Raw genomic sequence first — 18,954 nt, forward strand, 5'->3', positions numbered from 1 at the left:
CTCCCACCGTGGGAGACCCAAGGGCGGTACGCATGCACGTCGGCGACGACACATTCTGGAGCATTGGAGAGGTCGCGCGGAAGACCGGGCTGACAGTGAAACTCATCCGGCACTGGTCCGACATCGGGGTAGTGAACCCGGCTCGGCGAACTTCCGCCGGCTACCGGGTCTACGGCACCGAAGCTCTGGTCCGTCTGCAACTGGCACGCACACTGCGGAATCTCGGCCTGCGCCTGGCGACGATCCGGGACGTACTGGAGCGCGAACACACCTTGGCGGAGGTGGCCGCGACCCACGTCGATGCGCTGGAGGCGCAGATCCCCACGCTGCGATCGCAGCAGGCCGTTCTGCGCTCCGTCACCCGCCGAGACACCACCACCGAGGGACTCACCATCATGACCGACCTGGCGTGCATGTCCGCCGCCGAACGCCGCACCACCATCCACGACTTCGTGACGGAAGCCCTTGGGGAGCTGGACGTTCCGACCTACCGCCAGGGCCTGCTGGCGGCGACCCCGGAGCTTCCTGCCGACCCCACCGACGAGCAGGTTGACGCGTGGCTCGAACTGGGCGAACTTGTAAGGGACCCCGCTCTGCGCGCTGGCATGCGCCGCATGGCCCGGTATGCCGCCGAGCACAACCCAGGCGAGCACGACGAAGGCGTGCTGCAGGAGGCACAGCACGCGACCGACGACTGGCCGCGGCGGGTGGAAACCACAACGAAGGAGGGGATCGCTCCGGACTCGCCGGCGGCCGACCCTGCCGTCGCCGCTATCGTCACAGCCTGGATTCCCACACAGGCATCTACGACGGGCAAGGTGCTCGTTGATGACGCGCAGGCCCGGAACCTTCTTCTGGAACAGCTCGAAGTCGCCTCCGACACACACGTCGAGCGGTACTGGCAGCTCCTGTGCGTCATCAACAGCTGGCTTAGGCGGTCGAGCATGGCGGTCGCCGGTCAATGACTGAAGACGGCGCTGCGATCCACCCCCTCGCCCGGTGCGCGTGCCGCGAATCTCGGCGAGATGTACGACACCGGGGACGACGCATGGGAGGGAACCGGCGGGCGTGCTCAACGCCTGCGAAAAAGTCCTGAATGCCGTCAGCGGCCTCATCTCTGCCGTGGCCCCGGGCCAGTTCGGCCGACCGACGCCATGTGCCGACTGGGACGTACGTACCTTGCTCAGCCATCTGGTCTGGGAGAACTTGCTGTGGGCCGGACTGGCCGATGGCGCCCCTTGCTCCGACTTCACCGCCGATCACCTCGGCGACGACCACGTCGAGGTGTTCCGTACCGCCTCGCGGGGCGCGCTGACCGCCTTCGGCCGGGCATGCTCAAGCAGAGGTACGGGCCGGCGCCGGGGATTCGGCCGGTCGAGCAGCTGGTGATCGAGATGCTGGTCCACGGCTGGGACCTGGCCCGAGCCATCGGACGTCCCCACGACTTCGTCCCGGATCTTGCCGAGTCGGCCCTTCCGGTCGTACGGGAGATCTACGGTGACCTGCCCCGAACCACCGCCGGATCCTTCGCTCGGCCACAGTCGGTTCCCGAAGCTGCGAGCGCTCTCGACCGTCTGGCCGCCTACCTTGGCCGCACCATCTCCTGACAGACCGCAGCCCCGGCGCGCGAGCATCGCCCGAGTTCCGGGGCAGGGAACGCAGTCCAGGGAGCGCCGCTACATCGCGGGGCGCCCTGGAGGCGAGCCTGCCACACAACCTGAATTGCGGGTGGCCCCGGCATCGACAAGTCAGGACACCCGTCCGGTGAGGCTGTCGGTGATCCGTAGGCGATGTGTCGGGGGCAGCTGCAACCGTGGGCGTCGAGCTGTCCTGCGGGCAGCCGCAGCCGCCTTCAACAGCAAGGGAGCCCCGCCGCCATGTCGTCCACGTCCTCCACCTCGCCCTGGGATGTTCAACGACTGCCGCGTGCCGATGGCAGCGTCTTCCTGGTCACCGGCGGCAACGCCGGCATCGGGTACTTCGTTGCGGAGCAGTTGTCCGCAACCGGAGCCACTGTCGTACTGGGCAGCCGGAATCCCGCGAAGGCCGAAGTCGCCGCGGCCTCGATCCGCTCCCGTGTCCCTGGCGCGCGGGTGCGGGCCGTACAGCTGGACCTCGCAGACCTATCGACGCTCAGAACAGCGGTGGAATCACTGGATGTGGAATACCTCGACGCGGTGGTCCACAACGCCGGCGTCGCGCTCGACGCCCTGCCGCGCCGGGAGACCGGGGACGGTCACGAGTTCATGTTCGGCACGAACCACCTCGGGCACTTCGCGCTGACCCACTGGCTGATGCCGCTGCTGTCGGCCGCATCGGCGGCCCGCATCGTGACCATGGGCAGCTTCGCGGCGAAGTCCGAGCGGCTCGACCTCGACGACCTGCAGTCCCGGAAGGACTACCGGCCCAAGCGCACCTACGGACGCTCCAAGCTGGCGCAGATGTACTTCGGCCTCGAACTCGACCGCCGCCTGCGCGCCGCCGAAAGCACGGTGGCAAGCGTGGTGGTCCATCCCGGCGGCGCGCTGGACTCCCTGACCCCGTCACGGCCGCCAGTCCATGCGCGGACCGCTGGTGCGCGGCTCTGCGGTGCTCCAGCCGCCCTCCTCGTCCAGGGCAAGCACGCCGGCGCATGGCCCGCGGTCCGAGCGGTGCTGGACCCCACCGCGCGCGGAGGGCAGCTGTGGGGACCGCGCGTCTTCAGCCTGCGCGGCAAGCCCCAACGTCAACGGGCATGGAACCACCTCACCGACACCTCCGTAGCGGCCCGGTTGTGGGACGCCAGCTGCGACCTGACCGGCGTCGACATCGGCACCATCCCCGGATAGCCCCAGGCGCGCGCTGACCAACAGGCGTGCTCAGGTTGGCCAACTGTGGCCCTCGGGCACGCCGACACATCCGGGGCTCGCTCGCGTATCCACGGAGAGGATCGGATGTTCATGCACGCGATGTCGTGCTCAACGACACCGTCGCGCGGTGGTTACCCTGCGCCCGTGGCCGTGCCGGGAGAAGGACGGCCTCCCTGCGGGGCGAGCGTCTCGTCGATGAAGGCCCGCACGAGCACGGCCACCTCGGACGCCGTGACGTCCTTCGTCCAGTTGCCGGTCGCATGCCAGCCGCTGCACTCCAGCTGGAACCGGTGGACACCGTGCGTGTGCTCCAGCTCGCGGGCGTACGGCTGCCTGCGGCAGCGACCGTGCCGCTCGGTCTGCTCCAGGTGCGCGCGGACCACGCCCAGGTGGAAGCGGCGCGGCAGGGCCCGCTGTGCGAGTTGGCGAGAGGCTTGGACGAGGCGCCCTCCTGTGAAGCGGGCGTCGTCGGTGACCTCTGCCACGCATTCGACAGGTGGCACGAATGACCTGGTCAGTGGTGAACGCAGCTTTCGCGAGTACCAGGCCCTGAAGACTGCCGTCGAAGAGACCAAGACCAACACCCAAGGGAGGCACGCTGAGACGCGTCTTGGACAACAGCGCGGCCGGGAGCGAGGCGAGCACGTCGTACTCGGCCGACGACAAGTACGTATTCGTGATCAGGCCCTGGATGGCGCCGGATAGAAGGGTTGGGACTTTTCCGGGTGAGTTTTAGCTCGCAGCGACTGTCCACGAAGTCCGCTCGCCGCAGCCTCAAACGAGTGCCCCTCACATACCGGTCAGTGTGGCGACTGTTGGTGATTCCTGCGGTATGCCGGTGGGATGGGGTATGCGGAGGGTGGGGGCCCGACTGCTGAGCGGGGGCGTTTCGTGACCAGGTGCGGCTGGAGGACGGCGGGCGGTTCGCGGCGGGTGAGAAGACCCCCGGCCGTCCTACCGGGCCACGGGCGACGTCGCCGCTGGCCGCCCAACCCATATCCGGGCGGTGCGGGCCGGGCTCTGGCAAGTCGTGGCAAGTTCGTGGCGCCCACGCCGTGCGGCCCACCAGGCTGGTTCCCGCACCGCGTCACCAGAGAGCAGGGGGTCAGGCATGACGCGGACAGCGTGACGGTGAGCGATGACGACGTGCAGGCGGTGCGCCGCTGGGTGCGGCTCTCGTGCACTGAGCCGGGCACCCACCTGCCCGCCCTGACCGAGATCGCGGGAGACCTCCGGCTGTCCGTGCTCGTGGTCCGCTCCGCCTTGGAGCAGCTTGCCGCCGACGGGTTGGTGACCCTCCACGACGGCTACCGGCTCTACAGCGTCGGCACCACGACCCCGACCGAGCGCGCCTACCGGCTGATGCGGACCGCGATCCACCGCACCAACGGGCCCGGCGAACGGTTCATGACCCGCGACCGGATCACCCAGGTGTTCGGGATCGGCACCAAGGTGGCCGCAGCCGCCGTGCGGCAGCTGATGGCCGAAGCGCTGCTGACAGGGCCACGCGGGCAGTACGTCAACGCCTACAGTCCCGCGCAGCAGCGCCGGCGCGTCCGGCAGTTGCGCGAGCGCGCCAGCGACCTGCGCCGCGAGGCCCTGGAACTGATGAGGACGGCCCGTGAGATCGAGCAGGAGCCGCCCACCGGCTGCGACTCCGAGGAGACGTTGCCGCTCCCGGCTCGGGCAGGTGTCACGGACCCGGTGTCACGCTGTGAGGGTGTGGGATGAGCTCGCGCCCGTGCTTCCGCGCGCTCTGGCTGTCCTCTGACAAGCAATCTTGACCGTTTGCCAGGCTAGTTTGACCGGCCCGTTCCACGCTGAACTGCTCTTCCCTGCAGGCGACGGCCCGGCCGGCCCGAGGTGGCAGCCGGCGATGGGGCGCTGTGCCGGGTGGTTTTGGCCTGGCGGCGGCGGGAACCCGGGATTCGGGGCGGGACTGGCCGCCGTCAGGGGGACTTCACGGCGTTGACCATGGTGTATCCCATCTTGTCCCGGCACAGGGCGAGGATGTGCGGGTAGACGGTGTCGAGCTGCGCCATCGCGTCGGTGCCCACCAGCTCCGCGATCTGGGCGCGCCTTGCGGCGAAAAGCCGCGGGATCAGCTCGTAGGTGGGCTTGAAATCCCGGGACATGTCGCGAGTGCCTTGGATGGCGAAGCCGGCCTCGCCGAGCATGCGGGAGTAGTCCTCGGGTCCGGCGGGGAGGCGGGAGAGGGCGAACGCGGCCTGGAAGAGCTGGACTTCCTCGGGTGTGAAGGGCACGGCTTCGTAGCAATCCGCGAGGACGAAGCGGCCCCCGGGCCGCAGCACCCGTCGAACCTCGCGGATCGCGGCGGGGCGGTCGGAGAAGTGAGCGAAGGACTCGATGGCCCACGCGGCGTCGAAGGTCTCGGAATCCTGGGGCAGGGCCATGGCGTCCGCCTGTTCGAAGGTGACGCGGTCGGACAGTCCCGCCTTCGAGGCGCGGTCGCGGCCGGCCCGGACCTGCGCGGCGCTGACCGTCACGCCGAGCACGCTCGCGCCCGACTCGGTGCCGATTCGCACAGTGGGCCGGCCTGTGCCGCAGCCGACGTCCAGCATCCGCTGTCCCGGCAGCAGCCCGACCACGTCGATGAGGGTGCCGGTCCAGGAGTCCTGGGCCCGGGTGAGTTCCTCCCACATTTCGTCGGCCGTCAGCTCCCCCGTCTGCGTCCGCACGCCGTCGGTCCACATGCCCAGGTGCATGCTGTCGCCCATGGTCAGGCCGTACAGGCCTCCGAAGCGGTCGTACCATTCTCCGACCTCCCGGGCCGATGGATTGCTCATGTCCAACTCCTCGCTTCCAGGCGGCCCACCAGGTGGGCCGGCGCCGCCGGGCCGACCCGGCCGATCGGCCCGCTGCCCTCCACCACTTCCCCAGGACGGGCGCGCAGTGAGGCCACACAGTGGGGCGCACGGAAGCACGGATGGATCCATGCACTGAATCGCCTACATACGGCAGGCACACTTCGTTGGCCGTCGAGATCACTCGGCGAGCGATCAAGATCTCGCGTCAGAGGTCACTGGCCCGACCCGTCGGCGCGGAGGACGATAGAGCCATGGGCGAGCACGACCAGGACCAGGACGACGTCGCCGACCCGGCGCGGGCCGCCGCTCACCGCAGCCCGCGCCGGGGAGATGACGGCCGGGCTGCGCGAGGCGATGGAGGGGTGACGTCCGGCGTTCCGCGGCGGTGCTCGCCGCCCGGGTCCGCGACGCGCACGCCGCCCGGGTGTGGCTTCCTCCGGGGTACGCCTCGTGGGAGTCGTACTGCCAGGCGGATTACGGCATCAGCCGCGCGCAGGCGTAGCGGCTCCCGGACGTCGCCCGCGCCCTGGCCGCGACCCACGAAGCGGTCGCCACCGGCCCCGAGACGTCTCGCACGCGAGGCACCGGCCCGGCCGCCGCGATCGACTACGGCCTGTCCCAGCGCGCCCTGCACGGCACCCTCCTGTGACCGCTGCTGCCCGGCTTGGCGTGGGGTGTTGAGCAACGGCAGGGGTGATCCGGGCGTCCTTGCGCGAGCCCGCTGGCCCGGCGGCGGCCAACTGGTGCAGACGCGCGAATCCGTCAGGGTCTCGGACCTCGGCCATCACCGAGGCGAGATGCCGGTGCGTGCGGGTGAGCATCCACGGCAGAGCGGGACGGATGGCGTCTCCGTAGATCAGCATGAGCAGCCCGGAGGCCAGGTCGTCCCGGTCATGCGACGATGAGGCCCCGCGCTCGCTCAGCCATCGCTGTGGGAGCTCCACCCAGGCGGCTCCGGACAAGTCCTCGGCCCCCGTGGCCATCTGGGCATCCAGCGCTGCTGCCAGGTATTCCCCGGGCTGGCTCGACAGCCAGTGCAGCACCTTGGTCACCCCGCGGCGGCGTCCGGCTCGGGTGCCGTTCGCCGCCGGAAGGAACGGCGGCGCCGTCAGGCGTGGCAGCGTCTCCTCAGACGACTGCCCGGCCTGAGGCCACCACCGTTCCGCGGTCCGGGCCGGAAACTGCTCCCGCAATCGACTGTTCCGCGCCTGGGCCTGCTCCGCAGTCGCGTTCGTGATCTCCAACGGCTTGCGCGTCGCGTGCTTGACGACAGCCGTCATGACGAGCGCCCGAACAGGACGTCCAGCGACGCCGGGTCGTAGCCCGGTGCCGGCGGCGGAGGAGCCGGCTGGATGTTCTCGCATGCGTGGCGTGCGTGGTGCGCCAGCACGCCGGGACGACCTCGTCCTTGTGCGGCGTCAGATATACCTCTGTGGCGGACAGATGGGCGTGTCCGAGCACCCACTGCACGTCGGACAGCGTCAGCTTCGGGTCGCGCACTATGCGGGCGGCCGCGCTGTGCCGCAGGTCGTGGAGGGCCCAGTCGGCGCCGATCGAGGCATGACGCGCTCGAACATCCGGTGGGCGCCGTGGTAGGTCAGGGGGGTCGGATCGGGTCTCGCCGTGTCCACCACACCGGCTGGGTGCGGCCTCGCGGGACCTGGCCGTGTACCTCCTGCTGGTAGAGGCGCAGCCATACGAATGCGTCCGCCGACGCCGGCATCTGCTGGGTCGCCCGCGAGCCCTTGCGTACCACCTGATCAACTGCTGGCCGGGGTCGACGTCGCGCAGGCGCATGCTGATCAGTTCCGAGGCCCGCACCGCGGTGGAGATCCAAGAGGCGACCAGGGCCCGGTCGCGGTTGGAGGGCAGCGCCGCGAACAGCTTGTTGAACCATGCCTCCGGAATCGAGCGCGGGATTCGTCGCGGAAGGCTCGGCCGGTAGCGGCCCACCCGCTCAGGCTTCCAGCCGTCCATCGGGTTGTGGTGCGCGTGAGCCCGCCCGGAGCGGCGGGAAGGATCCAACGGGAACGGGTTGAGTAGCGGGCCGGCCCCCGCGTCGCGGTGCACGTCGTAGAACCGGCGCGGCACCGTCTCGCTGTGCGCGACGGTCGTCGAAGCGTGCCCCGGCCCGGTCGACGGCTTCCCAGTCACCGGGTTCGGGGTGTCGGCGCCCCGAACCGATCGCGTGCTCGGGGCCTTGGCCTTCCTGGGTTTGACGGCCTTTTTGGATCCAGCAGCTGAAGCCCCGGGCTTCCAGACGGGTCGCTCGGTCCCAGGAGACGTCCACAGCCTGCAGGAACCGCCACCACCGCAACAGATCCATCCCGTAGGAGCGAACCGTTGACGGCGCTTTCCCGACCGCCGGCAATTCCTGACAGCAGACGGCGACCGCCTCGATGGTCACGCCGTCGGGATCGATCAGCCGGTAGGGCTCGTACCGGTCGCCGGTCTCCACCAGCCGACCTCATCGGGGAACCACCACGGCCCCCAGACCCGGTTGGGTATGGGCCGCAGCATGCTCCACAACGTGTCCAGACGCGCGGTCGGCAGGCAGTAGGTCCATGCCTGGTAGGGGGCGGCAATCGTGGCTTCGTAGAGGGTGAACTGCAACAGGAAGCGGCTCAGAGGATCATCTTCGATGAACGTCTCCGGCTCCGTAGCGCAGGGATCATCGGTGTACCACACGCGGGGATCGGCTGCGCCTGGTCCCTCCAGCGGCCACGGGATGGACCAGTCCATGCCGGCCTCGTCCTGCACGGCGAAGCCCAGCCGGTCGCCGAACGGTCCGGAAGCATGCTTGGGCTGCTCCAGCACCGGGTCATGGAATCTGTGGAGTGCCGGGCGGAGGCGGGCCAAGCGGTGGAAGGCGACCAACGCCTCCGGGAGGTTGCCCAGTTCGCCCACGCGTTCCCTTCCTCGGCCAGGCTCCGGCTGCTCGGCAGGGAACCAATCGAGAACGAACGACTCCAGAGCCCGGATCGGATCCGCGTCTACGTGGTCGACCCAGTCCACATCCGGCACCGGACCAGGTGCCGGGACCGGTCGGACCACGTCCAGCATCTCGCGGGTCAGCGGTTGGTGGAGCTCCCATGCGGCGTAGTCGAAGTTGGCAGGGTTCGACAGTCCCCTGCGCCGCGCGGCGCTCAGGGGGAGGCAGCCGATATCGCCACCAACGAAATGCTTTTGCGCGTGCCGTCGTCCGGATGATGAGCTGGCACGGTGACCAACCATGATGAGGCGGCAGCTGTTCGACCGTTGACACTGGCTTGGGTGAGCCGGCACCTGGATGTCGGCGAACGGATCGTCAGAACCGAGGCGCTGCAGGGCGGCATCACTGCCGAAATGCGGAGGCTGACCATCGGCACGCGGGACGGAGGCACTCGTCACCTGGTGCTGCGGAGTTTCGTCGACCCGTTCTCCGTGGGGCACGCTGAGGAGTGGCTGAACAGGGAGGCCGGCGCCCTGACCCTGCTCGCGGGGACCGGCGTGCCGGCTCCTGGTCTGGTCGCGTTCGATCCGACCGCCGCGCATTGCGAGTATCCATCGCTCCTTATGACACATCTGGCGGGCCGGACGGTCCTCGACGATGAGGGATTGGAGGTGCGTGTTCCTCTGCTGGCCTGTCAACTCGTGGCGATCCACGCGTTGCGACCCGCCGAGCGGCCCCGAGCGTATGTGGCGTTGACGACCGCCGACACCGTCGTGGTTCCGAAGGGCGCCGACGCGGCGGCGTGGGCCGCAGCAATCGACGTGATCCGCAAGCCCGTGCCGCCCTATGAAGGGCGATTCCTGCACCGGGACTTCCAACCCGGCAACGTGCTGTTCGACGTGCCGTCCCCAAGCCCGGCAGGTCCCCGGATCACCGGCGTCGTCGACTGGGCGGCGACCTCCTGGGGCCCGGCGGATCTCGATGTGGCACACTGCTCCACCAATCTCGCGCTACTGCACGGCCCGGCGTGGGGCCTGCGGTTCGCCGAGGCGTATGAGGAAGCCGGCGGGGTGCTGGCCGCGGCCGCGAGCGAGCGGCTGTACTGGCAGGTGCGGGACGGGCTGGCATGCTCAGAAGAAGTGCGGTTGGTGGCGCAGCCATGGCGGGAGGCTGGGAGGACAGAGCTGACGACGCGAGCCGTGGAGGAGCGGCTGGACGCCTACGTCACAGCCCTGATGGACGCGCTGGGCTGAGCCAAGGGGCTGATGCTGTCCGTGAAGGGGCAGCGCCTGGACGGGAAATGCGGATCGGTCCACTCGGAGGCCTTGTTCGAGAACACCGTCGCTGCACCCGCGCTCTACAACGAGATCGTGATGGCTGAGGTGTGCGAGGCGCTGGGGCTGGCCTCCGAACCGCGCACCGTCACCACCGGGCGCAGCCCAGTGATGGAGATCGCCGGGGTGCCGCACCTGATCCGCTGGACCTCACGGCGCAGCGACCAGATTGCCGACTGCCTGGCAGACCTGGAGCACGAGTACGTCACCGTCGTCGACGACGGCGGCGAGCCCCGCTTTCTGCCCGTGGTCTCCGAGCGGGCCCGCGCCAAGCTGAACCGGATCGCGGCGAAGATGCGCCCTCCCAAGAAATAGGTCCGATCGCTCGCGCGACTGCGTGCCGACTGGAAGAAGAGCGCGATCGACACCTCCAAGGTGACCGTCGACATCATCGAGTCGCTCCTCGTCGAGGGGGCGCCCGCGCCGCAGCGGACGCGATCCGGGCGCAGGTTGCCGTCGTGGTCGACGTCGCCCTGGCGACCGTGGACGTCGCTGCGGTGGTGTTCGTGAGGAACGGCGGCGGCCGGTTCCACCGCCGGCACCTGCTCGCCGAAGCTCGCCGTCACCTCGCTCTGGTCCTGCACGGCCGCCGCCGCGACCCCGGCCTGGACGAGAGAATCGTGGGCGCCGCGCTTGCGACACACTGCCTGGACATCAGCGGGCCGAAGACCACACGCGGCCTGCTGTCGGACCACCGCCTCTACACCGCCCGGTGGGCGCTGTCCGACCTCGCACCCGCCCGGCACCCACCCACCGCCGTCCCCGAACCAGAACGGCAACCCCCGCCGGCCCCGGCGCGCCGCCCGGCCCCCGGAGCAGGAGCCGGGGGAGTGGGAGATGCCCCGCATCCCGCTGAGCTACGACCACGCGGTCCTCGCCAGCACGGTGGTGCGGGAGAAGCTGCGCACCGCCACTCCCACCGCCGTTCGGGGCCGGACGTACGACGTCGCCGCGCACCAGCAAGCGGCGATGCCCGAGCTCCTGCTCGCGCGCCAGGACACCGACCCCAGCCGCCCGGAGATGGAGGACGAGCCCCGGTCGCATAAGCCGACCAGGAGGACGCCGACGCGGCCCCGGTGCGCGAGGACGACCAGCGGGCGCATCGCCCCCAGCAGCCGGACCCGCACCACGGGCGAGAAGCCGGCCGCTGAGTGCACCGGGTGCGGTGCACTCAGCGGCCGCACCAACCATCGCGGCACTGCTCGGCGTCTCGGTCGGCACCCTCTACAACCACATCCACGACCTCAAACAGCTCAGCGCCTCCCGCGTTCCCACACAGCTGGACGGAGGTGCCCGGTGATCCCCGCAGGGCCAACCATGAGGGGCCCTGCCCGGGGTTCGGTTTCAGCAGTCGAACACCGACCAGCAGATGTCGTTGCGCAGGCGCTGGTCATCAAGTACGAGCTCGCGGATCGCATCCGGGAGCTGATTGCGCTGCCACTGGCACTCGAGTCGTCCTGCGGTCTTACTCTCGCCTTCCGGTGCCGCTGCTCGTGCGGCCTTGATCGCGTAGGCGGCCGCGCCGAGCTCGTGTGCGGCGACGTGGGCGACGGCCCCGGCCTGGCCGGCGGCGTACGCGGCATGCCGTGCTGCCCCACGCAGGTCTCTGGCTGCCCCCATCGCATGGCCGCCCGCCGCGCGAGCCTGCATCATCTTGACCTCGCCGCGCACCCAGGCCCGGGCATGCTCGATCGCCTGGCGCGGTCGCGGGTCCGCAGGCTGGGCCGACTCGAAGAGGCCAAGGACGTGCTCTGCACAGGCGGCAGCCCATAGAGCGAGGAGACGGTGATCCGCATCAGTAAGAGTCCCACCACGGCGGATCGTCACGAAGCGAGGGTCGCGGACCTTCGGGAGGATCATGACGTGCACTCCCTCCTGCGCGCCTCGGCGCCGCTCGCCGCGGTGTGCCCTGGCGGCCGGTCAGCCGCCCGACGCAGGGAATGATCCAGAGTGCTCATCAGCCGGGCGACACGACTGCTGCCAATTGTCACGGGCGGGTAGCGGCGCAGCACATCGATGAGCAACGGTGTCGCACGCTGCCGCGACCGTTCCAGTAGGGCATCCCCGATCGCGATATCACCGCCCGCCTCCACCTCCCCGATGTGCGCAGCGCTCGCGCAGGCCCGCAGGATGTGGCCGACCTGACCGGCCTGGGCGATGGGGTGCAAGTATGCGGCCGAGGCGGCGTCACCGGCGGATCGCGCGGCCAGTCGCGCGGCTTCGGAGGGCGCGGAGCGGGCGGCTCGGTGAGCGTCCAGGGAAGTGACGCGCTGCAATTTCGTCCTGTTGGCACCGTTGATGAAGGCCCAGGCGGCGTCGATCGCCGCGCGGGGGCGCGGATCACCGGGAACAGCCTGCTCAAAGACCGACAGGACGTCCTCTGCGTGCCGAACCACGTAACGCGCCACGACGCGCAGCTCGTCCATCGTCAGATCGAAGTCTCCGGACACGGTGTGCGTGCTCTGTGTCATGCCTCTGAATCGTATCCTTGAACGCACGATGGAGACTTTGCGACGAATCCTCCGCTCACCTGCGTCGGAACCCTCAATCGGACGTCACATGCGGCTCGTGGACCTGGCCCGTCGCCATGGCCTTTCCACACAGGCGGTCCGCAACTACGAAGACGCCAGCATCATCCCGCCGGCCCACCGCAGCCCGACGGGGTACCGGGACTACACCGCCACGCATGCCGCCGGCCTCGCGGCCTACCTGGCGCTCGTCCCTGCCTTCGGCTACTCGACGAGCCGACGCATCATGCAGGCCGTCACCGGCGGCCAGCTCGATGAAGCACTGGAGTACGTCGACGACGTGCACTCACTCCTGGCTCGCGACCGCAACACACTACGAACCGTCGAAGCCGCGTTCTCACACCTCGGAGCCGTCACTTCGGATGCGGCGGCCAGCACTCGGGCGCCGTACAGCATCGGTGAACTGCCGATCGCGACTGTCAGCCGATCGCGAGGGCGGCCGATGTGTCGATGAGGGCGAGTTGGCCCGGGCTGGCTCTCCGGGTTCGGGCCTGTTCCACGAAACGGCCCAGCTCCGCGCGGACGGTGGCCGAGTCGATGCGCTTGATCACGGGCAGCGCGGCCTCGACGATCTGACAGGCGTCGTCGAGGCGGCCTCCACCGGCCAGGGCTGTCGCCTGCCGAACCGCGAAGCGGGCCAGGGAGTTGCTGTCCGCCGGGACGGCCGGCCGGCGCCGGCGCTCGGCGGCGAAAAGGTCGGCGGCCAGCTCGAAGCGACGGAGGCTGAACATGCAGGACGCCTCGATGAGCCGAGGGTTGCCGTTCTCGATGCGCGGGCCCCAGTGAGGGGTCCGGTCGCCGATGACCTCGGCGGCGTGGCTTCTGAACCGCTCCAGTGCCTCCCGGCAGGCCCCCGCATCGCCACGGCGCGCATGCCCCTGGGCCGCGCGTCGTGCGGCGTGGGCGCGGATCACCGGGTTGGCCGCCGGGTGCCCGGCCGCCTGGTCAGCGAATCCGATCGCCGCATAGGTGTCACCGCGGTGCTGGGCGATGAACGCCTTGCGGACCAGGGCATACGCGGCCACCGTTTCGTCCCCGCCGTGTGCGCCCCAGCGGACAGCGAGATTCGTCCAGCGCAACGCCTCCGCGGGATGTCCCGCCTCTTGTGCCATCCATCCCGTGTACTCGGCGAACCTCGAGGCCAGCAGCCAGATCTCGGCACGCTGCTCGCCAACGGCGTGCGGACCGGCGTCCGTCAGGATCCGCGTGATCGACTTCATCGAAGCGGTGACGAACCTCGGTCCGGTGGATCTGCCGATGTCCTTCAGCTCCACAGGACCCGCTCGTATCCGGCGACCACGGGGCCGGCCTCGACGACGCCCTCGGCCCGGGCGTCGCGGCGGCCGGGCCCGGCCAGCTGGACGAGTTCCCTGCCGGTGCCGAAGGCCGCGTCGCATGCCGCCGCCACAGCGGGCGTCGGGTTGCGCAACCCGCTCTCCAGATCGCAGATCTGCCCTTCGGACACGTTCGCACGCCGGGCGAACTCGCGCACGCTCCACCCCCGACGTGCCCGGAGTGTGGCCAGGACGACGCCGATGTCGCCCGGCGGCAGACGCGTGCTGGTCGATCTCCCTGCCGAGACCGTCCCTGCCGCGCTGTCCGCCGGATCCATACCCGCCAGCGTACGGAGCCTTGCGGCCGCTATTCAATCCCCGGCGAATAGCCACCGAGCGTGTACTCCACCCCTAGGGTGAGCACGATCCCTGACGTCAAGGCTTGCCAGAGAGGGGGCAATTGTGCCGCGCATCTTCCTCAGCTTTCGCAAACCGGACTCCCGGTGGATGCGAGACCGTGTCTACCGCGCGCTGTCCGACCGCTTACGATCACGGGGACAATTGAGATCGGGACGTGCTGGCCTGGGGGTTTGGCTGTCGGGTGATCAGCAGGTCGTCGTGCGGACGGGCACCAGCTCGGTACTCGTCCTGCGGCGGGTTGCCCTGCGGGCTGAGCGGTCGGAGACCAGACCGGCGATGGCGCGGTGGGTCTCGTCGTAGTCCTCGCGCCGTCCGGTGTAGCGCTGGAGCGGGCGCCACTGCTTGTACTCGGCGTTGGTGTGCTCCACACAGATCCGAGCCGAGGACTGCCGGCGTCGCTGTTCGCGCCAGGCCCGCCTCTCGCCGTCACACACGTCGTCCTTCGGCTTCCTCGGCGGAGCGCTGACCTGGTGTGGGAATTCGTTGGCCAAGCCGCGGTAGCCCTCGTCCACCTCGGCTTTCACATTTGGGCGGAGGCGGAATTGCTCGGCGATGCCCTCGGTGCGCACGGCGGTCTGGTCGTGCACGCGGCCGGGCCGCGTCACGCCGGAGAACAGGGTACGGCCTTGGTGATCGCTGAACGTAGTCGTCTTGATGGTGTTCTGCTTCTTCTTGCCGGAGACGAACGCCTTACGTCCGGCGCGCCCGGCCTTGGGACGTCTGACCTGGACTTCCGTGCCATCGCTGCGGAGGTCGACGCCTTCGGCTTCGGCGTAGGCGAAGACATCCTCCAAGGTCCGCAGGCGCAGGCCGCGCCGGTCGGGGACGGCGAAGCCACGGGCCGCGAGCAGCGGCCGGACCTCGCGGATCCAGTGGAGATGGTGGAGCGATCGACATCGAACAGCTCGGCCAGGGCGGCATGCGAAAGCCCGAGCCGCAGGTGGACGAGGGTGGCCAGCAGCCGGTCGGGGAAGACCAGCTTCTGCTTACGGCCCGCCCCAGCCGCCCGGCGCCGGGCACCCCCGCGCCGCTCATGCAACGCGGACTCGCGGGCCGCTGTCCACCTGGGCGCGAGTTCTTGGAGCAAATCGCCGAAATGCGCGCGGGAGACCCCGGACAGGGCAGGATGGGAGCAGGCTGTACGGGCCCAGGTCAGCTTCACAACTTACCTAACCCGTACGGCCCTTCCCCTGTCACGGCCTGATCTGACCCGCTCGCATTCGCCCGCGACGCTCGCGCGGATTCATCTGACGGGATGGGCCTGCTGCGCGCTACACCGTGACACCCTGATGCATCACACCAGGCGACGTGACGGCTGCCCTCCAGGGCACCATGCGAGGATCGAACGATGAGGAATCCCCGCCGCGAGTTACTGCGCTGGCAGTTCGACATGACCTGGTCACTGTTCGAGTACCACCTGGAGCGGCTCACACCCGAGGCCTTTCTGTGGGAGCCCACTGACCTGACCTGGACAGTGCGCCCGGACGCCGCCGGGAACTGGCTGCCGGACTGGGCCAACACCGAGCCCGACCCCGTTCCCGTTCCCACCATCGGCTGGGTGAGCTGGCACATCGGCTGGTGGTGGAGCACTGCCATCGATCACGCACAGGGACGTACGCCCCGGGAGCGTACCGACATCACCTGGCCCGGCAACGGACCGGCGACCGTCGCCTGGCTACAGGATCTGCGTACCCAGTGGCTGGCGGTCCTCGACAAACTCACCGACGCCGATCTGGACGCAGCCTCCACGCTGCCGTGGCAGACCCCTCCGGACAACACCATCGGACACATGATCGCCTGGCTGAACGCCGAGCTGATGAAGAACGTCGCTGAGATCGGGCAACTGCAGCTGATCTGGGCGGCCTCGAAGTCGCGACCCAAGAAGCAATAGGGCTCAGCAGAAGGAACGTCGTCCAGCACGGCAGCCGCGACGTCGAGCCCAATTGCTCCCCAGGTCGTTAGGTGCCAACGAGATCTTCAAGTCGGGCCAGTCGATACCGCCCGGGGCCGATTTCGCCGAGATCCTGCGGCGGCAGGCCGCCGAGTGCGAGCTCATGTGCGTACTGATCGGGCCAGGGTGGCTCGACGTGCGGGGCGAGGACGGTGTGCGGCTCCTGGACCGGGCTCACGACTGGGTCCGCCTGGAGATCGCGACAGCTCTGCGGGCGGGAAACCGCGTCGTCCCGGTCCTTCTGGGTGACGCGACGATGCTGCCCGACGCCTCGGCGCTGCCGGCCGAGATCGCGGAGCTGGCGCGCCTGCAGTTCCTCCGCGTTCCCGAGACCCATCTGCCGGACGGGCTGGAGCACTTGGGCGACGCGGTGACCGCTCTCCTGTCCGATACCGATACCGACCCCGCTATCGAACCCGGGCACGGCACGGCGCCAGCCGCCGATCCGGAGCCATCAATGACCATGACGGCCCATGTGTCCGGCGGCGGCAGCGCCTACCAGGCGGCCCGTGATCAGACGATCAGGCTGGCGTGAGGGGCGGACGATGGATCATCCCGGAGCAGACGGTGCTCATCGGATCGGGCCGTATGCGCTGCTCGGAAGACAGAGCACGGTCGGCGGGAGCGAAGTCTTCGAGGCACGCACGGATGAGGGGCTACTCGTCACGGTCACGGTCGTGGGGCCCGAACTCGCCGCGGACCCGGGGTTCCGGGACCGGTTCCGAGCCGCCGTCGAGGCGGCACGGACGCTGTCCGGTGTCTTCCTCGTACCGGTGGTGAATGCCGACGCCAACGCGCCGGTTCCTTGGCTGGCGACCCAGTTCACCGCCGGACTGCCGCTCCGGCAGGCGGTGGACCGGCACGGCCCGCTGTCCGAACCGGCTCTGCGGGTGCTCGCCGACGGCCTCGCCCGGGCGCTGGCCGCACTCCACGCGGCCGGGACGGTCCACGGCGAGGTGAGCCCGGACTCGGTGCTGCTGACCATGGACGGGCCCCGCATCACAGCCGTGGGGATGGTGGGAGCCACCGGGAGTCCGGCACTCTCGCCGACGGGCGACATGTTCGACCTCGGGTCGACCGTCCTGTTCGCGGCTTCCGGAGGCGAGCCTGACACGGGCGCCCTCCCCGTGTCGCTGCGCGAGGTGATCGGCGGCTGCCTGTACCCGGAACCGCCGGACCGTCCCACCGCGGAGCAACTCGTCGACTACCTGAGGCATCAGAACCTGCCTGCGCTAGAAGGCAGTTGGCTGCCCCCGGCGGTGACCGCCGACATAGCCGCCGCGACCGTGGCGGTGGGATCGGAGTCCGCCGGGGGCGGCGACCGGGGCCCGCTTCCTCCGCCGCCGGAGATCGCTTCCGGCCCGGGTGCCAGCCGCCGCAAGCTGATCACCGCTCTGGCCGGGGGCGTGGCCGTACTCGGCGGAGCCGCGGCGGCACTCGCCTTCTCCGGCGACTCGTCACCGGCACCCGACGGCCGGGCCGGTGGGCCCGGGCCCACCGCGCGGCCGGCCTCTCCGTCAGGCGGGCGATCCACGTCCGCACCCTCCGCGTCGCCGTCCTCGACGGACGGACCGGAACCGACCGTTCTGGCCGGACCCGACGCCGTCAAGGCATGGTCGGAAGCCGGAAAGCACGCCCCCACCTGCCTGGAAGCATCCGACAAGGTGGTCATGGTGGTCACGGCCAAGGCCACGTCGTTCCTGGACGCCGCGACCGGAAAATCCGTGTTCCACCCACTGAACGCGACCAACGAGTTCCGCACGAGCAGCTTCAAGTACCTGACGGCGTACGCGGACGGAGTGTTCTACCTGCTCTGCGACACACCGAGTCAGTCAGGCGTACTGGCGGCGTTCGACGCCGCCGGTGGGAAGGCGAAGTGGGCGACCAACCTTGCCGCCTACGATCCCGGCGGCCCCACGTTTGTGTCGATGTTCCCGAGCAACTATGTGGCAGTCGCGGGGGACATGGTCTATGTATGCGGACAGGTGCGTCAGACAGACGGGAAGTTCTCGGCCGAGTCTCCGACCACCGGCTACATCCGTGCGTTCAATGCCGCGACCGGCAAGGGACTGTGGCAGGTCAAGGGCACGGACGTCAACAACGTGCTCGTGCCGCCCACCGGTTCCCACCTGCTGGCCACCTCGGCCGTTCCGGCCAGGAAACCCGGCCGCGTCCAGATGATCGACGCCGGCAGGAGGGGTGCCCGCGGCTGGAAGGTATCCATCCCGTACACCTCGTACTACTTCACCACCGGCTGGCCGCTGACGTGTTACGCAGCCGGGCCGTTCCTGTTCGCCGGCGGCAACGGCGACACGCTGTTCGCCGTCGACGCGGCCACGGGCAGCGAGAAGTGGCATCAACGCTTCGAGGCGAAGAACGGGGACCAGGCCCGCATCGGCGCCCCGTTCTCCAGCCTGGACGGCGCGACCGTCTACGTACCCGTCGGCAGCGACCTGGCCGCCCTGGCCGTGGCCGACGGCACGCTCCAGTGGGTCGCGACGCTCGACGGCGCCAACGACATGGGCGGTTCCAACCTGTTCAACGCCTCCCTCAGGCTGGGCGGCAAGAGCGCGCAGTGTTCGGCCGACACCGTCTTCGCCACCGACAGCGCCAAGACGCTGTGGGTCATCGACGCGGGCACCGGCAGGGCCCGGTGGAAATACAGGGACCCCGGGCAGCCGGACGTGGGTTTCACGTGGACGGTGGGCGGCGACCACGTGTTCATCGCCTCCCACCCGCCCGTGGGGGGCGGTTAGCGGCCCCCGGGGGGGAGGGGGCACGGGGAACAAAAGAGTCGCAAGGTGGTAAAAACCCGGGGGGCACCTGCGGCGCGCGGCC

Annotated in this window: 21 protein-coding genes and 1 pseudogene; 12 read left to right on the forward strand and 10 right to left on the reverse strand. The window is 69.7% G+C overall.

The window, feature by feature from the left end:
• The first annotated feature begins 32 nt into the window (after positions 1 to 32).
• The 4 genes from ACIOHC_RS41905 to ACIOHC_RS41920 all read left to right on the forward strand — a co-directional run bounded on the left by ACIOHC_RS41905 (position 33) and on the right by ACIOHC_RS41920 (position 2,828).
• A complete protein-coding gene (locus ACIOHC_RS41905) occupies positions 33 to 965 on the forward strand; it encodes a MerR family transcriptional regulator (protein WP_365693505.1) in 933 nt (310 codons plus the stop codon).
• Positions 966 to 1,122: 157 nt separating this feature from the next.
• A complete protein-coding gene (locus ACIOHC_RS41910; protein WP_401846717.1) occupies positions 1,123 to 1,389 on the forward strand; it encodes a maleylpyruvate isomerase N-terminal domain-containing protein in 267 nt (88 codons plus the stop codon).
• Positions 1,332 to 1,607, forward strand: a complete 276-nt coding sequence (locus ACIOHC_RS41915) for a hypothetical protein (protein ID WP_351086352.1) — start codon at positions 1,332 to 1,334, stop codon at positions 1,605 to 1,607. The genes ACIOHC_RS41910 and ACIOHC_RS41915 overlap by 58 nt, the downstream gene beginning before the upstream one ends.
• Before the next feature lie 270 nt (positions 1,608 to 1,877).
• Complete coding sequence (locus ACIOHC_RS41920; RefSeq protein WP_351086324.1) at positions 1,878 to 2,828, forward strand: SDR family NAD(P)-dependent oxidoreductase; 951 nt, start codon at positions 1,878 to 1,880, stop codon at positions 2,826 to 2,828.
• A gap of 152 nt (positions 2,829 to 2,980) precedes the next feature.
• Here ACIOHC_RS41920 and ACIOHC_RS41925 read toward each other — a convergent pair whose 3' ends face one another.
• The gene (locus ACIOHC_RS41925) at positions 2,981 to 3,334 is read right to left on the reverse strand and encodes a hypothetical protein (RefSeq protein ID WP_351086322.1); all 354 of its coding nucleotides are present in this window, start codon (positions 3,332 to 3,334) and stop codon (positions 2,981 to 2,983) included.
• 646 nt (positions 3,335 to 3,980) lie between these two features.
• Between ACIOHC_RS41925 and ACIOHC_RS41930 the strand changes: the two genes are divergently transcribed.
• A complete protein-coding gene (locus tag ACIOHC_RS41930; RefSeq protein ID WP_351086320.1) occupies positions 3,981 to 4,580 on the forward strand; it encodes a GntR family transcriptional regulator in 600 nt (199 codons plus the stop codon).
• 218 nt (positions 4,581 to 4,798) lie between these two features.
• On the opposite strand, the gene ACIOHC_RS41935 is transcribed toward ACIOHC_RS41930, so the two are convergent.
• From ACIOHC_RS41935 to ACIOHC_RS41945, 3 genes are all read right to left on the reverse strand, one after another.
• Positions 4,799 to 5,656: a methyltransferase domain-containing protein gene (locus tag ACIOHC_RS41935; protein WP_351086319.1), complete on the reverse strand. Its 858-nt coding sequence runs from the start codon at positions 5,654 to 5,656 to the stop codon at positions 4,799 to 4,801.
• Positions 5,657 to 7,634: 1,978 nt separating this feature from the next.
• The gene (locus tag ACIOHC_RS41940; protein ID WP_401846703.1) at positions 7,635 to 8,135 is read right to left on the reverse strand and encodes a site-specific integrase; all 501 of its coding nucleotides are present in this window, start codon (positions 8,133 to 8,135) and stop codon (positions 7,635 to 7,637) included.
• Positions 8,099 to 8,584 carry a hypothetical protein gene (locus ACIOHC_RS41945; protein WP_351086360.1) on the reverse strand — a complete coding sequence of 162 codons (486 nt, stop codon included), beginning with the start codon at positions 8,582 to 8,584 and terminating at the stop codon, positions 8,099 to 8,101. The genes ACIOHC_RS41940 and ACIOHC_RS41945 overlap by 37 nt, the downstream gene beginning before the upstream one ends.
• Before the next feature lie 315 nt (positions 8,585 to 8,899).
• Here ACIOHC_RS41945 and ACIOHC_RS41950 point away from each other — a divergent pair, with 315 nt between their 5' ends.
• Positions 8,900 to 9,862 (forward strand): aminoglycoside phosphotransferase family protein, encoded by a 963-nt coding sequence (locus ACIOHC_RS41950; protein ID WP_351086362.1) that lies wholly within the window; start codon positions 8,900 to 8,902, stop codon positions 9,860 to 9,862.
• Positions 9,863 to 9,874: 12 nt separating this feature from the next.
• Positions 9,875 to 10,258 (forward strand): relaxase domain-containing protein, encoded by a 384-nt coding sequence (locus tag ACIOHC_RS41955; RefSeq protein ID WP_351086364.1) that lies wholly within the window; start codon positions 9,875 to 9,877, stop codon positions 10,256 to 10,258.
• 542 nt (positions 10,259 to 10,800) lie between these two features.
• On the opposite strand, the gene ACIOHC_RS41960 is transcribed toward ACIOHC_RS41955, so the two are convergent.
• Positions 10,801 to 11,100, reverse strand: coding sequence for a hypothetical protein (locus ACIOHC_RS41960; protein WP_401846707.1), 300 nt, complete (start codon positions 11,098 to 11,100; stop codon positions 10,801 to 10,803).
• 8 nt (positions 11,101 to 11,108) lie between these two features.
• Here ACIOHC_RS41960 and ACIOHC_RS41965 point away from each other — a divergent pair, with 8 nt between their 5' ends.
• Positions 11,109 to 11,243, forward strand: coding sequence for a hypothetical protein (locus tag ACIOHC_RS41965; RefSeq protein WP_365693499.1), 135 nt, complete (start codon positions 11,109 to 11,111; stop codon positions 11,241 to 11,243).
• Between the two features lie 44 nt (positions 11,244 to 11,287).
• Here ACIOHC_RS41965 and ACIOHC_RS41970 read toward each other — a convergent pair whose 3' ends face one another.
• A complete protein-coding gene (locus tag ACIOHC_RS41970) occupies positions 11,288 to 11,803 on the reverse strand; it encodes a putative immunity protein (protein ID WP_351086366.1) in 516 nt (171 codons plus the stop codon).
• Positions 11,800 to 12,414: a putative immunity protein gene (locus ACIOHC_RS41975; RefSeq protein ID WP_351086368.1), complete on the reverse strand. Its 615-nt coding sequence runs from the start codon at positions 12,412 to 12,414 to the stop codon at positions 11,800 to 11,802. Before ACIOHC_RS41975 ends, ACIOHC_RS41970 begins: the two co-directional genes overlap by 4 nt.
• A gap of 88 nt (positions 12,415 to 12,502) precedes the next feature.
• Between ACIOHC_RS41975 and ACIOHC_RS41980 the strand changes: the two genes are divergently transcribed.
• Positions 12,503 to 12,925, forward strand: coding sequence for a MerR family DNA-binding transcriptional regulator (locus ACIOHC_RS41980; RefSeq protein WP_401846709.1), 423 nt, complete (start codon positions 12,503 to 12,505; stop codon positions 12,923 to 12,925).
• On the opposite strand, the gene ACIOHC_RS41985 is transcribed toward ACIOHC_RS41980, so the two are convergent.
• The 3 genes and pseudogenes from ACIOHC_RS41985 to ACIOHC_RS41995 form a co-directional block, all read right to left on the reverse strand.
• Positions 12,891 to 13,745, reverse strand: coding sequence for a transcriptional regulator (locus ACIOHC_RS41985; protein WP_351086372.1), 855 nt, complete (start codon positions 13,743 to 13,745; stop codon positions 12,891 to 12,893). The genes ACIOHC_RS41980 and ACIOHC_RS41985 overlap by 35 nt on opposite strands.
• Complete coding sequence (locus ACIOHC_RS41990; RefSeq protein ID WP_401846711.1) at positions 13,736 to 14,083, reverse strand: helix-turn-helix domain-containing protein; 348 nt, start codon at positions 14,081 to 14,083, stop codon at positions 13,736 to 13,738. The genes ACIOHC_RS41985 and ACIOHC_RS41990 overlap by 10 nt, the downstream gene beginning before the upstream one ends.
• A gap of 267 nt (positions 14,084 to 14,350) precedes the next feature.
• Positions 14,351 to 15,327, reverse strand: a pseudogene (locus tag ACIOHC_RS41995) (transposase family protein).
• Positions 15,328 to 15,513: 186 nt separating this feature from the next.
• Here ACIOHC_RS41995 and ACIOHC_RS42000 point away from each other — a divergent pair.
• The 3 genes from ACIOHC_RS42000 to ACIOHC_RS42010 all read left to right on the forward strand — a co-directional run bounded on the left by ACIOHC_RS42000 (position 15,514) and on the right by ACIOHC_RS42010 (position 18,872).
• Positions 15,514 to 16,056, forward strand: coding sequence for a DinB family protein (locus ACIOHC_RS42000; RefSeq protein WP_351086376.1), 543 nt, complete (start codon positions 15,514 to 15,516; stop codon positions 16,054 to 16,056).
• Between the two features lie 52 nt (positions 16,057 to 16,108).
• Positions 16,109 to 16,651, forward strand: a complete 543-nt coding sequence (locus ACIOHC_RS42005) for a hypothetical protein (RefSeq protein WP_351086378.1) — start codon at positions 16,109 to 16,111, stop codon at positions 16,649 to 16,651.
• 142 nt (positions 16,652 to 16,793) lie between these two features.
• Positions 16,794 to 18,872 (forward strand): PQQ-binding-like beta-propeller repeat protein, encoded by a 2,079-nt coding sequence (locus ACIOHC_RS42010; RefSeq protein WP_401846713.1) that lies wholly within the window; start codon positions 16,794 to 16,796, stop codon positions 18,870 to 18,872.
• The last annotated feature ends 82 nt before the right edge of the window (positions 18,873 to 18,954 follow it).

Origin of the sequence: Streptomyces sp. NPDC088252 (assembly GCF_044740965.1) — a bacterium.
Taxonomy (GTDB): domain Bacteria; phylum Actinomycetota; class Actinomycetes; order Streptomycetales; family Streptomycetaceae; genus Streptomyces.

Coding starts and splice junctions, on each gene's coding strand:
- ACIOHC_RS41915 (WP_351086352.1), top strand. CDS start 1,332: ATGCTCAAGCAGAGGTACGGGCCGGCGCCGGGGATTCGGCCGGTCGAG.
- ACIOHC_RS41970 (WP_351086366.1), bottom strand. CDS start 11,803: ATGATCCTCCCGAAGGTCCGCGACCCTCGCTTCGTGACGATCCGCCGT.
- ACIOHC_RS42000 (WP_351086376.1), top strand. CDS start 15,514: ATGAGGAATCCCCGCCGCGAGTTACTGCGCTGGCAGTTCGACATGACC.
- ACIOHC_RS41920 (WP_351086324.1), top strand. CDS start 1,878: ATGTCGTCCACGTCCTCCACCTCGCCCTGGGATGTTCAACGACTGCCG.
- ACIOHC_RS41975 (WP_351086368.1), bottom strand. CDS start 12,414: ATGACACAGAGCACGCACACCGTGTCCGGAGACTTCGATCTGACGATG.
- ACIOHC_RS41955 (WP_351086364.1), top strand. CDS start 9,875: ATGCTGTCCGTGAAGGGGCAGCGCCTGGACGGGAAATGCGGATCGGTC.
- ACIOHC_RS41980 (WP_401846709.1), top strand. CDS start 12,503: ATGCGGCTCGTGGACCTGGCCCGTCGCCATGGCCTTTCCACACAGGCG.
- ACIOHC_RS41990 (WP_401846711.1), bottom strand. CDS start 14,083: ATGGATCCGGCGGACAGCGCGGCAGGGACGGTCTCGGCAGGGAGATCG.
- ACIOHC_RS41935 (WP_351086319.1), bottom strand. CDS start 5,656: ATGAGCAATCCATCGGCCCGGGAGGTCGGAGAATGGTACGACCGCTTC.
- ACIOHC_RS41905 (WP_365693505.1), top strand. CDS start 33: ATGCACGTCGGCGACGACACATTCTGGAGCATTGGAGAGGTCGCGCGG.